The 13,844-nt window shown below is 41.1% G+C and carries 15 protein-coding genes; 2 read left to right on the top strand and 13 right to left on the bottom strand.

Annotation, left to right across the window (positions count from 1 at the left end):
* Window positions 1–2 precede the first annotated feature (2 nt).
* The gene (locus tag MHH26_RS04730) at window positions 3–1,622 is read right to left on the bottom strand and encodes an ABC-F family ATP-binding cassette domain-containing protein (RefSeq protein ID WP_340972607.1); all 1,620 of its coding nucleotides are present in this window, start codon (window positions 1,620–1,622) and stop codon (window positions 3–5) included.
* Between the two features lie 143 nt (window positions 1,623–1,765).
* On the opposite strand from MHH26_RS04730, the gene MHH26_RS04725 reads away from it, so the two are divergent.
* Window positions 1,766–2,041, top strand: a complete 276-nt coding sequence (locus tag MHH26_RS04725; RefSeq protein WP_334748888.1) for a hypothetical protein — start codon at window positions 1,766–1,768, stop codon at window positions 2,039–2,041.
* 63 nt (window positions 2,042–2,104) lie between these two features.
* Here MHH26_RS04725 and lepB read toward each other — a convergent pair whose 3' ends face one another.
* The 8 genes from lepB to MHH26_RS04685 form a co-directional block, all read right to left on the bottom strand.
* Window positions 2,105–2,677, bottom strand: a complete 573-nt coding sequence (gene lepB, locus MHH26_RS04720; protein ID WP_034663870.1) for a signal peptidase I — start codon at window positions 2,675–2,677, stop codon at window positions 2,105–2,107.
* Window positions 2,678–2,888: 211 nt separating this feature from the next.
* Complete coding sequence (locus MHH26_RS04715) at window positions 2,889–4,784, bottom strand: PTS fructose transporter subunit IIABC (RefSeq protein ID WP_307499557.1); 1,896 nt, start codon at window positions 4,782–4,784, stop codon at window positions 2,889–2,891.
* A gap of 13 nt (window positions 4,785–4,797) precedes the next feature.
* Entirely contained in the window at window positions 4,798–5,709 is a 912-nt protein-coding gene (pfkB, locus tag MHH26_RS04710) for a 1-phosphofructokinase (protein ID WP_307499556.1), read from the bottom strand.
* On the bottom strand, window positions 5,706–6,461 hold the full coding sequence (locus tag MHH26_RS04705) for a DeoR/GlpR family DNA-binding transcription regulator (protein WP_034662703.1): 756 nt from the start codon (window positions 6,459–6,461) through the stop codon (window positions 5,706–5,708). Before MHH26_RS04705 ends, pfkB begins: the two co-directional genes overlap by 4 nt.
* Window positions 6,462–6,782: 321 nt before the next feature.
* Window positions 6,783–7,976 carry an ABC transporter permease gene (locus tag MHH26_RS04700; RefSeq protein WP_307499553.1) on the bottom strand — a complete coding sequence of 398 codons (1,194 nt, stop codon included), beginning with the start codon at window positions 7,974–7,976 and terminating at the stop codon, window positions 6,783–6,785.
* Window positions 7,963–8,664, bottom strand: coding sequence for an ABC transporter ATP-binding protein (locus MHH26_RS04695; protein ID WP_340972600.1), 702 nt, complete (start codon window positions 8,662–8,664; stop codon window positions 7,963–7,965). Before MHH26_RS04695 ends, MHH26_RS04700 begins: the two co-directional genes overlap by 14 nt.
* Window positions 8,661–9,767: an efflux RND transporter periplasmic adaptor subunit gene (locus MHH26_RS04690; RefSeq protein WP_340972597.1), complete on the bottom strand. Its 1,107-nt coding sequence runs from the start codon at window positions 9,765–9,767 to the stop codon at window positions 8,661–8,663. The genes MHH26_RS04695 and MHH26_RS04690 overlap by 4 nt, the downstream gene beginning before the upstream one ends.
* Window positions 9,768–9,776: 9 nt before the next feature.
* The gene (locus tag MHH26_RS04685; RefSeq protein WP_340972595.1) at window positions 9,777–10,403 is read right to left on the bottom strand and encodes a YIP1 family protein; all 627 of its coding nucleotides are present in this window, start codon (window positions 10,401–10,403) and stop codon (window positions 9,777–9,779) included.
* Window positions 10,404–10,919: 516 nt separating this feature from the next.
* Between MHH26_RS04685 and MHH26_RS04680 the strand changes: the two genes are divergently transcribed.
* Window positions 10,920–11,297 (top strand): Rok-like winged helix domain-containing protein, encoded by a 378-nt coding sequence (locus tag MHH26_RS04680; protein ID WP_003211488.1) that lies wholly within the window; start codon window positions 10,920–10,922, stop codon window positions 11,295–11,297.
* 46 nt (window positions 11,298–11,343) lie between these two features.
* On the opposite strand, the gene moaD is transcribed toward MHH26_RS04680, so the two are convergent.
* Genes moaD through MHH26_RS04660 form a run of 4 tightly spaced genes read right to left on the bottom strand, consistent with a single transcriptional unit; the run spans window position 11,344 to window position 13,841 of the window.
* On the bottom strand, window positions 11,344–11,577 hold the full coding sequence (gene moaD, locus MHH26_RS04675) for a molybdopterin converting factor subunit 1 (RefSeq protein ID WP_060596152.1): 234 nt from the start codon (window positions 11,575–11,577) through the stop codon (window positions 11,344–11,346).
* Window positions 11,570–12,061, bottom strand: coding sequence for a molybdenum cofactor biosynthesis protein MoaE (locus MHH26_RS04670; protein WP_106041755.1), 492 nt, complete (start codon window positions 12,059–12,061; stop codon window positions 11,570–11,572). Before MHH26_RS04670 ends, moaD begins: the two co-directional genes overlap by 8 nt.
* On the bottom strand, window positions 12,058–12,582 hold the full coding sequence (gene mobB, locus MHH26_RS04665; RefSeq protein ID WP_095285097.1) for a molybdopterin-guanine dinucleotide biosynthesis protein B: 525 nt from the start codon (window positions 12,580–12,582) through the stop codon (window positions 12,058–12,060). The genes MHH26_RS04670 and mobB overlap by 4 nt, the downstream gene beginning before the upstream one ends.
* Window positions 12,564–13,841 carry a molybdopterin molybdotransferase MoeA gene (locus tag MHH26_RS04660; RefSeq protein WP_060596150.1) on the bottom strand — a complete coding sequence of 426 codons (1,278 nt, stop codon included), beginning with the start codon at window positions 13,839–13,841 and terminating at the stop codon, window positions 12,564–12,566. Before MHH26_RS04660 ends, mobB begins: the two co-directional genes overlap by 19 nt.
* Window positions 13,842–13,844 lie beyond the last annotated feature (3 nt).

Here is a 13,844-nt window from a genome sequence, read left to right as displayed (position 1 = left end):
ATTTACGCATAAAGCTCATCGAGTCTCTTTTGAATGTCTTGATCTGATAAGAACTCATCATATGTTGTTTGTTTATCGACGATGCCATTTGGCGTCAACTCGATGATACGGTTTGCCACTGTTTCAACAAACTGATGGTCATGAGATGAGAAGAGCATAGCTCCTTTAAAGCTCATTAAACCGTTATTCAGCGCTGTAATGGATTCTAGGTCTAAGTGGTTCGTCGGCTCATCCAGCAGCAGTACATTCGCTCCTGACAGCATCATTTTCGATAACATACAACGAACCTTTTCTCCACCTGATAAGACGCTTGCTTTTTTCTTTACTTCTTCCCCAGAGAAAAGCATACGTCCTAAGAACCCGCGTAAGAAGCTTTCGCTTTGATCATTAGGAGAATATTGACGTAGCCAATCCACTAGATCAACATCGTTTCCTTCAAAGTATTCACTATTGTCTTTCGGGAAAAAGGCTTGAGATGTTGTAACGCCCCATTTATATGTCCCGCTGTCTGGCTCCATCTCACCAGCAAGAATTTTAAATAAAGTGGATACAGCAAGCTCATTACGGCTTAAGAACGCAATTTTATCCTCGCGATTCATGATAAAGCTGACGTTATCAAGTACTTTCACACCGTCAATTGTTTTCGATAAACCTTCTACTTGAAGGACATCATTTCCGATTTCGCGCTCTGGCGCAAAATGAACGTACGGATATTTACGTGAAGATGGCTTAATGTCGTCTAAAGAGATTTTATCAAGCAATTTCTTTCTTGAGGTCGCTTGCTTCGATTTAGAAGCGTTCGCACTGAACCGGGCAACGAACTCTTGAAGCTGCTTAATTTGTTCTTCTTTTTTCTTATTCGCATCTTGGCTGAGCTTCAGCGCTAGCTGGCTGGACTCATACCAGAAATCATAGTTACCGACATATACTTGAATTTTTCCGAAGTCTAGGTCCGCAATATGTGTACATACTTTGTTTAAGAAGTGACGGTCATGCGAAACGACAATCACGGTATTTTCAAAATTAATGAGGAACTCTTCCAGCCACTGGATTGCTTGTAAGTCCAAGTGGTTCGTTGGCTCATCAAGAAGAAGAACGTCAGGCTTACCAAATAAAGCTTGGGCTAGTAGTACTTTTACCTTTTCAGAACCACCAAGCTCAGACATTTTCTTCGATTGAAGGCTCTCTGGAATGCCAAGACCTTTTAATAAGATCGCTGCTTCACTTTCTGCTTCCCAGCCGTTTAACTCAGCGAACTCACCTTCAAGCTCTGCTGCACGAATCCCGTCTTCATCTGAGAAATCAGGTTTCATATAGATCGCATCTTTCTCCTGCATCACATCATATAGACGTTTGTGACCCATCATGACGACTTTTAATACTTCAAATTCTTCGTATTCAAAATGGTTCTGTTTTAAAATCGCTAAACGCTCACCAGGGCTCATATGAACATCGCCCGTCTGAGCTTCAATTTCACCTGAAAGAATCTTTAGAAACGTTGATTTACCAGCTCCATTGGCACCAATTAGACCGTAGCAGTTGCCAGGAGTGAATTTAATATTTACTTCTTCAAATAGTTTACGATCAGCAAAACGCAAACTAACATTATTTACTGCAATCATTTATTAATCCTCCATCACTCATTCATCATTATGAAGTATAACATGAATAACGTTTGATAGAAACGTCTCTAGCTAAGAACGAAGGCAATTTGTCCATTATGGTATAATAATTGGGAATGATTTATTGAAGGAGTTCGTGCGATTTGAGATTACTTACACTTATGGAATACTGTTTATTGATTTTCTTTATGGGTATTTATTTATCTGCAACAGGCTTTAATGCGAGGGATTTGGGCCTTTATATTGGGCTTGTGCTTATTTACACACTGGTACACATCTTTTCGAAACGCTTTTTACAAAAGCGAGGGAAAGAAAATCAAAAGGTCGGATTATTTCGGTCCGTTTTAGCCATTACTGGGTCTGTCTTCGCTTCTGTGTTGGCGATTGTGATCATTGTTACGGTGCTCACGCCAAATTAAAACGACCCTTCTTTTAAAGGGTCGTCCACAAGCACTTTTCTCACACACCTGAGAAGGGTGCTTTTATTTTGTTTGCCGAATGTCGCCAAATGGGAAGAAAACAAATTCTGATGTCCCGACAACCCGATCCTTTTCAATGAGTCCAAGTCCATTTCTGCTGTCCATGGAATTGAGTCTGTTGTCCCCCATCACAAAGTAATCGTTTTTCGGTACTTTCACTGGACCAAAATCCCCTGTTAAATGCACTTCATACTCTTTCGCATGTGCCTTGTTCTCTTTTAAATAAGGCTCATCAACTTTTTTACCATTAATGTAAAGCGTATCATCCTTCATTTCAATCGTGTCTCCCGGAAGGCCGATCAATCGTTTTACATAATGAATCTTCTGGCCATCTTTTCCATTAATAATCACGATGTCACCTCGTTTGACACCACCTAGATAGTTAATGGTTTTGTTGACAAACAGCTTTTCCCCATCATGAAGAGTCGGTTCCATTGACTCTCCTTCCACCACATACGGCTCAAATATAAACGTACGGATGAGCAGGACGAGCGCAAGTGCAATTAAAATGGCTTTGATCCATTCAAACAGTGAACTTTTCTTCTCTGTTTTGTCTTGCTTTGCATCAGATTGAATATCATTTTCGTTTTGTTTGTTTTCTTCGTTCAAAATACTGCTTCCTCCTAAGACTTTCTGCTAAAAGACTTGAAACGTGAATTGAATAACTTTACTTTATCACATGTCATTTAAAAATTCACAAGACAACCATTCAATTAGATATTTTTTCCTAATTTGTTCATGATTAAACAAAAAGAAGCACCGCTCTTCACGATGCTTCTCTTCTGAATTACGCTTCTAGTTTGACTGGTTTTTTCAAAATACCCAGTAAAATCGCTGTTACAACGGCACCGATTAAGATGCTGATGATATAAAGAACCGGATGATTTGTTACCCAGAAAACGAATAGTCCGCCGTGCGGCGCAGGAAGCGTGACTCTAAAGAATTCCGTTAATCCGCCAGCCACTGCTGCTCCAATGACAGCTGAAGGAATTACGCGCAGAGGGTCTGCCGCTGCAAACGGGATCGCCCCTTCAGTGATGAAGGCAGCTCCCATGAAGTAGCATGTAATCCCTGCTTCTCGGTCACGTTTTGAGAATTTATTTCTAAAGATTGTTGTAGCAAGTGCAATACCTAATGGTGGTACCATTCCGCCTGCCATAATGGCAGCATGCGGTGCATAGTTTCCAGCAGCAATCATCGCAAGACCGAATGTGTAAGCCGCTTTGTTAATTGGGCCCCCCATATCAATCGCCATCATACCTGCCAAAATAATGCCCATTAAGACAAGGTTTCCAGTACCTAAAGTTTCAAGCCAGTGAGTTAATCCATCCATCACCATTTTTACCGGTGTGTTAACAATGTAATGCATGATGATGCCTGTGAAGAAAATACCAAACAATGGATACAGCAGAACCGGTTTAATCCCGTCGAGTGACTGCGGTACGAATGTGAATACTTTTTTAAGTAGCACAACGACATAACCTGCAAGGAAACCGGCAATTAGTCCGCCTAAGAATCCTGCACCTGCTGCCGACGCCATAAATCCACCGACCATACCTGGCGCAAAACCTGGACGATCTGCAATACTCATTGCAATAAATCCGGCTAAAACAGCAACGATTAAGGCAAGCGCATTATCTCCGCCAATTCCTTTTAATACAGCTGCAAATGAATTAAATGAAGGGTCCTTAGGATCTGCTGAGTTAATTCCCCAGAAAAATGAAATTGCAACAAGGATACCGCCCCCGACAACAAATGGAAGCATGTTGCTTACACCACTCATTAAGTGCTTGTAGAAACCACTTCTACCTTTGCCAGATGACTCATTTTCGTCTTTTGAAGAACTGCCGCCTGAGCCTTTATAAATCGGCGCATCTTGATTGACTGCTTTTTCAATTAATTCCTGAGGACGGCGGATTCCAGCTGTCACAGGTACTTCAATGACATGTTTGCCTTTAAAGCGTTCCATTTCAACTTGCTTGTCCGCTGCCACAATGATGGCTGGTGCTTCTTCGATTTCTTTTGCCGTAAGGGCGTGTTTAATACCGCCAGAGCCGTTTGTTTCGACTTTAATGTCAACGCCCATTTCTTTTGCTTTTTCTTTCAAAGCATCTGCTGCCATAAATGTATGCGCAATACCTGTCGGGCAAGCTGTTACCGCTAAAATCTTAGCTGGTTTACCTGATACAGCCGGCTCTTCTTGAACTTCCTCTTCTTCTTCTTCATCGTCCTTGTCATGCGTATTGATGATATCGATGATTTCATCTTCAGTAGCCGCTTCAAGAAGCTGCTTTCGGATTTCTTCACGCATGAGAAGTGTTGATAAACGAGAAAGTGCTTCTAAGTGCGTGTTGTTTGCGCCTTCAGTTGCTGCAATCATAAAGACAAGATGACTCGGCTGCGCGTCTAGTGATTCATAATCTACACCAGCTGTCGAGCGGCCAAATGCAATGGCAGGCTCTTTTACACTTGCTGTTTTAGCGTGAGGGATAGCAATTCCTTCGCCAATACCAGTAGAGCTCTGTTTTTCACGGTTGATCACTGCTTCTTTGTAGCCCTCTTTATCATTTAGCTTGCCTGCTGTATCTAAAACAGTGACTAGTTCTTCAATGACTGCTTCTTTCTGCTGGCTGTCTAATTGAAGCTTAATTGTCTGCTTTGTGAGTAGTTCTGTAATTTTCATGATGACTCCTCCTTTAAATGCGTGTGACTTTTACTTGTGGTAATAGTGTGTCGACAAGCTCTTTTGTTCCAAGCTCCTCAGAAAATGCTGTAGCGCTGCCTGATGTGACGCCAAGCTTAAATGATTCTTCAATCGAAAGGCCTTTCGAAACGCCGGCTAAAAATCCTGCAACGACTGAATCCCCTGCACCAACTGAATTAACAAGCGTACCCTTTGGAACATTGGACTGATAAACCCCTTCCTTACTGAATAAGAGAGCTCCATCTCCAGCCATTGATACGATGACATGCTCAGCACCTTGTTCTAACAGCTTCTTCCCATAAGGAATGGCTTCTTCCGCAGATGAGATGCTCGTCTCAAACATTTCACCTAGCTCATGATGGTTTGGCTTCATTAAGAACGGTTTCAAGCCTGCTGCTTTTTTTAGTGCTTCCCCGGAAATATCAAGGACAACTCTGACACCTTGCTTTTCGCACACCTCAGCAATACGTTCATACGTGTTATGAGGCAATGAAGAAGGAATACTACCAGCTAAGACAACGACATCTCCTTCAGTCAATGAAGAAAATTGAGACAGAAACGACTCAAATTGCGTTTCAGTAATAGATGGGCCGAGTCCGTTGATTTCGGTTTCTTCACCTGTTTTTAGTTTCACATTAATTCGTGTATCTTCTGACACCTCGTGAAAGGCTGTTTGTAATTGTTCGTTTTGTAAAAAGTCTTGAATATACTTTCCTGTAAATCCGCCTATAAATCCAAGCGCTTTTGATTCAACACCGTGACGTTTTAAAAGCCTTGAGACATTGATCCCTTTTCCACCTGGATATTTTTTGTCATAGGTTGAACGATTCAAACCGCCGACTGCGAAATCCTCCACGTGTACGATGTAATCAACTGATGGGTTTAAAGTAACTGTATAAATCATGTTTTCACTACCTTTATAACCGTTTTTTCATGGTAATTATCGAATGAATCCTCTTTTGCGTCGTTTGTGATAATGGTGGCTTCCTGTAAACTAGCAAAGGCTGAAAACGATATTTCGCCAAACTTAGAGGCATCTGATAAGATATAGGTTTTTTTCGCCTGCTTCATGGCTCTTTTTTTCATGAGCGCTTCCTCTGGATCAGGTGTTGTAAACCCCGCCTCGGGATGAATGCCGTTCGTCCCAACAAAGCTTTTGTCAAAACGGTAATTTTCCATCGCTGTCAAAGCTGCGGCTCCCACCATGGCTCCTGTTCGATGTTTCACTGATCCGCCTATCAGGTAAAAAGAAATGCCTTTTCTCATGAGTGCTTCAATGTGCATAACACCGTTTGTCACCACAACAATATCTTGATCGGGATCGATATATTCAATCATTTGCTGTGTGGTCGTACCAGCATCTAAATAAATACAATCGCCTTGTTTTAAAAGTGAAGCAGCTGCCTCTGCAACCAATGACTTTTCTTGAAGGTTTTTGGCAGATTTCTCAAATACATCTGGTTCAAGACGGATACTTGATATCTTGGCTGCTCCCCCATGGACTCTTTTAAGAAATCCTTTTTCTTCAAGGGCTGATAAATCTCTTCTAATTGTAGATTCAGAAGCATCCGTCATAATCGTTAAGTCCTGTATTTTGATGACATCATTTTCTTCTAAACAGTCGATAATGAGTTGATGTCTTTCCGGTGTCAACATGAAAACACCCCCTTTTGAAAACGTATTCATTTTGCGCGCACCTTTATTGTAATCGCTTTTTTCAACATTATCAATACAAAACAATCAAATACATTCAATAACTATCAAAATCTTTCACCATGGTCATCTTACCTTTATATGTACCATTTGTAAACTGAAAAATATGTGACATTAAGATGAAAGTCATGATCTTAGCATTTCTATCATTTTTCATTTCATTCAATGGAACTAAAAAAAGCTTTTATGCGATGTGCATAAAAGCTTTTGATGGTGGATTACAGGCGAATTCACACTGTTTGTATGCTTTTGTTCTTCTCCAAATTATTCATATCTAAGAGAATCAATAGGATCTAGTCTTGCTGCTTTATTCGCAGGAATTAACCCAAAAACAATCCCAATAAGCATACTAAACAGCACACCGCCACAGATGACTTGCCAAGATACTAAGGACGGCCAGCCGGCAACTAGTGATACTAGCGCGGCGCCACCTAAGCCAAGTGCGATCCCCATCAACCCGCCGATCAATGTTAAGACGACAGATTCAATTAAAAATTGAACGAGTATTTGAGCCCTTGTTGCTCCAATCGCCTTTCGGATACCGATTTCCCTTGTCCTCTCTGTCACAGAAACAAGCATGATATTCATCACACCGATACCGCCGACAAGCAAAGAAATCCCAGCTATTGAGCCAATGATTGTTGTCATAACAGATGTGATTTGACCAATGCCTTCTGCGATTTCTTCCATATTGATCATTTCATAAGCATCTTCTGTATGATGATTTTCATTTAATAATGCAGCCGCATTCTTTCCTACTTCCTTCATTTGATCAGCATGTGCGACTTGAATTGACAACTTATCATATTCATTGATCCCAAATGTGGAGGTTAGCATAGCAAACGGGACATATATTTCATTCATATCGAATGAAAACATCCCTTTCTGTTTTGCTAAAACACCGATGACTTCAACAGGCTGTCCGTTCATCCAAATCATTTCGCCCAATGCCTTCTGTCCATTAAATAATTCTTTTTGTAAGCCTTCAGAGATGAGAGCGGCTCTTCTGCCGCTTCTAAAGTCAACATCTCTTAAATTCTGTCCTTCTGCTATTTGTAATGAATGGACATTCGTATACCCTTCATTTATACCGTTAACTGTCGCATCCACTGTCGTATCTTGAAATCTCAGCTGCATTCCTTGTGCAGTCGAAGAGGCGACCTGATTCACCCCGTTGATTGTCTTAATGCTTTTTATGTCTTCCTCAGTAAATGTGGCGTCGAATAAAGCGTTTGGATTTGCATTTAACTCTTCGTCAGAAGGCGTATATGTCATATCAATGGTATTGTTTGGACCTGAAATCGACCCTTTTAACATTTGCTCGCCGCCTTGACCGATAGCCACGACCGCAATGACCGATCCAACACCAATAATAATCCCAAGCATCGTTAAAATAGAACGTAATTTATGAGCTAAAACAGAATTCATCGCTATTTTGATATTTTCAAAGAGTTTCATTCATAGCGTCCCCTTGTGTCAATCTATCTTGAACGAGCCGTCCATCTCTTACAACGACCGTCCGATTTGTATACGCAGCCATTTCTTCTTCATGGGTGACAAGCACAATCGTTGTCCCCTCCTCATTCAGCTTAGTAAACTGTTCCATGATTGAGAAGCTTGTTTTTGAGTCAAGAGCGCCTGTTGGTTCATCTGCTAAGATAAGCTGCGGCTTATTGACAATTGCACGAGCAATTGCCACCCTTTGCTTTTGCCCTCCCGACAACTCACTTGGCATATGTTTCATTCGGTCTGCCAAACCAACCTTTTCAAGTGCCATTTCTGCGCGTTCTTTTCTTTCCTTTTGACTGATACCAGCGTAAATCATCGGAAGCTCAACATTACGCCTCGCATTTAACCTCGGCAGCAGGTGAAATTGCTGAAAGACAAATCCAATGAATTGATTTCGAATCACTGCAAGCACTTGATCCTTTGCAGCTGACAGCTCTCTTCCTTGAAAATGATATTGTCCTGTGGTTGGTCGGTCTAAACAGCCAATGATATTCATTAACGTCGATTTTCCAGAGCCGGACGGGCCCATAATGGACATATACTCGCCTTTTTCAATGACAAGATCGATCTCACTTAATACATCAAATGTTTCTTGGGCGACCTCATAGCTTTTTATCACGTTTGAAAGCTGAATCATTCAGCATTCACTTCCATTCCGTCATACATGTCATCTGATGGATGAGCAATGATTTGATCCTCTGCCTTGACACCTTTTGTCACTTCAAGGTCATTACCTGACGTTTCCCCTAGCACCACTTTTACTTTTTTAAGTACATTCTTTTTGACAACATAAACGTATTGTCCATCATCCTCTTTTTTTACAGCTGATTCAGGAATCGTTTGGGCTTGACGCTTATCTGTTTCAATTTCCATGACCATTTTAAAACCAGGTTTCGCTTCAGGTTTTTTTCCCTTTATTTCGATTTCAACAGGATATTGTACCGTTTGATCACCCGCAGTTGTTTCGGATGCTGCCTGAGCAGGTACAGCCCCCACTTTTTTCACGACCCCTTGCCAGCTCTTTCCTCGAATGACATCAGATGTAACCTTTACTTTTTGTTTCTTTTTCACTTTTATGGCGTCATACTCAGAAATCAATCCTCGCACAATCATTTTTTTCTCATTGCCAATATGAATGATCGGCTGTCTTTCTTCCGGCTTTCCTGCCCCTTCTTCTTGCTCAATGGAAATCACTGTACCGTCAATTTTACTATGTACGGTTAAATCTTCTATTTGTGCTTTTACTTTTTCTTGGCTGATCTCTGCTTGTTTTTGTTCTAATTCAGCCGCTTTCAGCTCTAATTCGAGCTGGTCTCGCTCGTTTTTAGGATGGGCGACTGAGTCGCCTGCTTGTTTTTCATCTAATTCGCTCAGTCTATTTTGTAATTGTTCGCGTTTTAGCGTACTTGATTCAGCCGCAAGAGCTTGCTGCTGCTCCTCAAGCTCCAGCTCCCTATTTTCATATGTAAGAAGCGGCGTTCCAGCCTTTACCTTTTCTCCTTCTTTCACAGAAATCCCCTTCAAGTGTCCTTTTTCCTCTTCTGCATAAATGAACTGCTCTTCAGAGAATGAAAGTGTCCCTGGCGTCATTACCGTAGTGGTGATTTCTTTTTGCGTGGGTTTTACTGTTTTAATAGCTGCTGTCGAAGCAGGCTTTGATTGATTTTTCGCAATGTTAAAGCCAATAAATAGACCGATGACAATAATAAAAATGGATCCGATGATGATTTTCTTTCTCATAAAGACATTCTACCCCCAGCTTACTGATATGTTGATTGCGGTTCCTACATATTGAAGAATGAAAGAAATGACATAAAAGACTCCTATCATGATCCAAGATATTCTTGGAGATATATGACCGACTTTGATCAATAAAAAGCCTGTTAAAACAAGATTCCAGATCACAAAGAGATCAATATTAGCAAACACACCGTGCCATGGACCAGAAGTTTGAATGAGTGCATTTAATGAGGTGATTGTGATGTTTTTTGGCACATGGAACAGGATGACGGACAGATGAGAAATAATCGTACCAATGATCGTAACTGGTGTAATAAACAGGACCGCTGAAAACAGCTGCTGAAACGATGCATCACCCTTTGCTAAAAATACGATGAACTTATATATAGCAGCATTAATCACAAGCCCGAGAATTAGACCAATTAGCGTCACCACATAAACGACCGATACCGGCAAGCTTATATCTGCCCACATTCCTTCATTCACTAGCTCTGACAAATAAGTCACAATCACTGTTAAAAGAAGCACACAGGATAAAGGCCACCAAACCACCGGGTTTTCCCATACTCTTTTCAGGTGCTCTGAAGGTCTTGTGCTCACTCCAATGATCGTGGGCTTTTGCATATTTTCTTTCATCAAATGTCTCCTCTCTATGTCATGCAAGTATGCAAACGCACATGTTCTCTCTTGTTCTTTCTATTTTATCAAAAGATTGCCAATAAGTGATGGATGATTTGATTTTCTTATTTTCATTGAGGAAAAAATTTATCTATTATTCTATTATCACGAATGACATCCTCCAAATGACACCATGACCAGACCATATTCATATCAAAAAATAGAGGTTTTACTGACCTAAAAACATTTTATCAAAAAACCACATGTCTTTCGGAATAAATATCCTTTTCCTTTGAATTCGGATGGTCTTAGTTAGACACAACAATTTTTTGTTAAAATAATCCTAGTAATTTCGACAAATCCCGGCTTTATAGGACTATGATTGGTTTCTTTTATAGAACAAATGAGCCTTTAGTATCAATACTTTCATATTAAAAAATGAAAAATATAAGGTTTTTACTTGATCAAAAGTTATTTTTTCATATAATGTAAAATAGAGGTAGGTTAAATGATAGTGGAAATGGAGTCAAGTGAATGTTAAGAGAAAAATTGAAAACACAATTGATTTTACTTTATGAAAAGGAACAAGAAGCATGGCAATACTTTCGAAAGGAAAGAGAACTAATTTATCATGAGCTCAAATTACTTGATATGAAAGAAAGCAGACCCTCTAATGACAAAATATACTACGCTGCTAGATGCGTAGATATTATTAAAGAGAAAAAGGGAAGCATTGTGAGTACAAAAGAATTAAAAGAACAGCTTCAAGCCCAGACAGATTTCAATGTGAGACGAATTAGCGAATTGTATGATCTGATCCAGCAGCTCGACCCTCACATTTCTAAAGCACGAAGGGGATGTTTTATTTACGAAGATCACACCCAAATACCTCTACAATCTTTTCACACATAAAAAATTGGTTACAGCCGCTGGCCATAACCAAATCCTCTAATATCTATTATCCACCGCTTACAGGAGGAATGAATGCAACAGTGTCCCCGCTACGCACTTCAGCGTTTTCCCTCGTATATAGTTCGTTGACTGCAACCATCACGTTTTGTGCAGCATCAACACCATATACCTCCTGTAATTCTAATTTAATCTCATCAACCGTTGTTTGATCTTTTTGAATGATGATTTGTTGTTTACCGGCCTTCTCAGCAAGGCCGGCGAACAATAATACACTAATCAAGCTGATCACCTTCTTTCTTTGCAAGTTGAAGATCGCTAGGTTTCCCCTCTGGATATGAAACCGTTTCAAGCTGATCACCTATCCAGGCTTCCCCGTCTTCCCAATATTCTTTTTTCCAAATTGGAACGATTTCCTTAATTCGCTCAATGGCATATTCGTTCGCTTCGTATGCAGCCTTCCTATGAGGAGATGAAACGGCTATCACAACAGCAATATCCGTTATATCAAGTGTCCCGATCCGGTGCACAATGGCTGCTTCAGTTTCAGGCCACCGTTTCTTGATTTCTTGTCCAATTTGACTTAGCATGCTTTCAGCCATTGGTATGTATGCTTCATAAGTTAAACGCAATGTTTTTTTGCCGTTTGTCCACTCTCTGACCGTCCCGATAAACGTCGTAATGGCCCCTGCCTTTCGCCTTGTCACATGCTGAATCAATTCGTTTACATCAATCGGCGTTTTTGTTATTTTAAAAAATTCACTCAAGCAGAGACGCCTCCCTTCAATAAGTTAAAACCAAATGTGACTGCGCCCTTTTCAAAGGCTGAAAACACTGGAAACGAGTAATTTTCGATTAATTGAAACTCTTGAGAAAAATAAATAGCTGCTTGTATATTGGAAAGAGTTGAAAGATCAATGAGCTCCTCTTCATTCTTTACACAAACGATTTTACGATAAGGTGCCTGTTTATACCCTTCTATCAGGACAGCGTCTAATGGAAGATGCTGACACATGTTGAGCAACTGCTCTAACGTGATGTGCTGCATTGAAAAGTGAAATTCACCCTCTCCTTCCACGCCAGCGGCAAATGCACCTGCCCCGACATATCGATCGGTGTCTTTTTCTTTCAAAAGACGATCTGGTTTACCGCCATGTCCATGGTGTTTAAAGCAGCCTAGCTTCAGCCCGTCTAGTACAGCCAGCTGACAGAGCTTTTCAATCAACATAGTCTTGCCACTGTTTTGATAACCGACCACCTGTAATATGCTTAATGTGTCATCCAGCATGGGGAACCCTCTCCTTCGTGCTGAAACAGCAGAACATGGACCTGATCACCGGCCTTAAAACCTCTTGTTCCTCCGGGCAGCACGATGAAACAGTTAGCATCTGCAATAGAGGTCACGGCACTTGATTTATCAAGACCTGTTGGGGTCACACTGAGCTGACTGCCCGTGAATTGTAGTGCCGCTCTGACAAATCGAGTGAACGGATTGGCTTTTGGAAAATCGTGTGTCAGCTTCGCCTCAGCAAAAGCAGGAAACGGCTGCTTCTTCAAAGACCATTTATAGATCATCGGTTTCACAAATAATTCAAAGCCAACAAAACAGGCAGCGGGATTTCCTGACAGCCCAAACAGCAGTTGACCATTTGGCATTGCAGCAACCGTCGTCACACTTCCGGGTCTCATGGCCACTTTATTAAACAGCACCTCAGCTCCCAGCTTTTCATAAATCGCAGGGAGAAAGTCAAAATCACCTACTGACACACCGCCTGTTGTGATTAAGAAATCTACCTTGCTTAAGGCTGCTTTGACTGCATGATAGCTTTTGTCAAAATCATCAGACACACCGCCTAAATCAAGCGGCTCTCCCCCGGCCTCAAGTATCTGGGCATAAACCATACTAAGATTACTGTTTCTAATCTTACCGTCCACCATCGCATCACTCACTTGAAGAAGCTCTGTACCTGTTGAGATGATGCCGATCACTGGCTTTTTGACAACTGGCACTACACCATATCCAAATGTCGCCAATAGGGCCGTAACGCCCGGAGTTACTTTGGTTCCTTTTTTGACCATCACATTTCCTTCAAGTACTTCTTCTCCTTGACGAGAAATATTGTCCCCTTTTTTCAGCGGTCTTTTAAGTGACATGTATGATTTGCCGTCTTTTTCGAAGGTCTTAGTCAGCTCAAGCATGATGACGACATTTGCTCCATCCGGGATTTTTGCTCCTGTCATGATACGGATGGCTTGAAAGGGACCGATGGTTTTTGCTGAGACCATTCCTGCACCAATATGGTCAATGACCTCAAATTCAACCGGATGCTCGCTTGACGCTTCTTTTGTATCTTCTGCCCGAAGTGCAAAACCATCATACGGGGAACGATCAAATGCAGGAACATCATGATCTGCTAAAATATCTTCTGCAATGAACCTTTCAAGACTATTTTTTAAAGGCACCCATTCTGCTTCTCCATGCTTTTCATATTGATGGACTTTCTGAATGGCTTCTTCTACTGGAATTGGCTGACGTCTTTCCATCACACT

It is taken from the genome of Bacillus sp. FSL K6-2839 (assembly GCF_038003365.1).
Classification (GTDB): Bacteria; Bacillota; Bacilli; order Bacillales; family Bacillaceae; genus Bacillus.
This window is presented reverse-complemented; position numbering and strand designations above follow the sequence as displayed.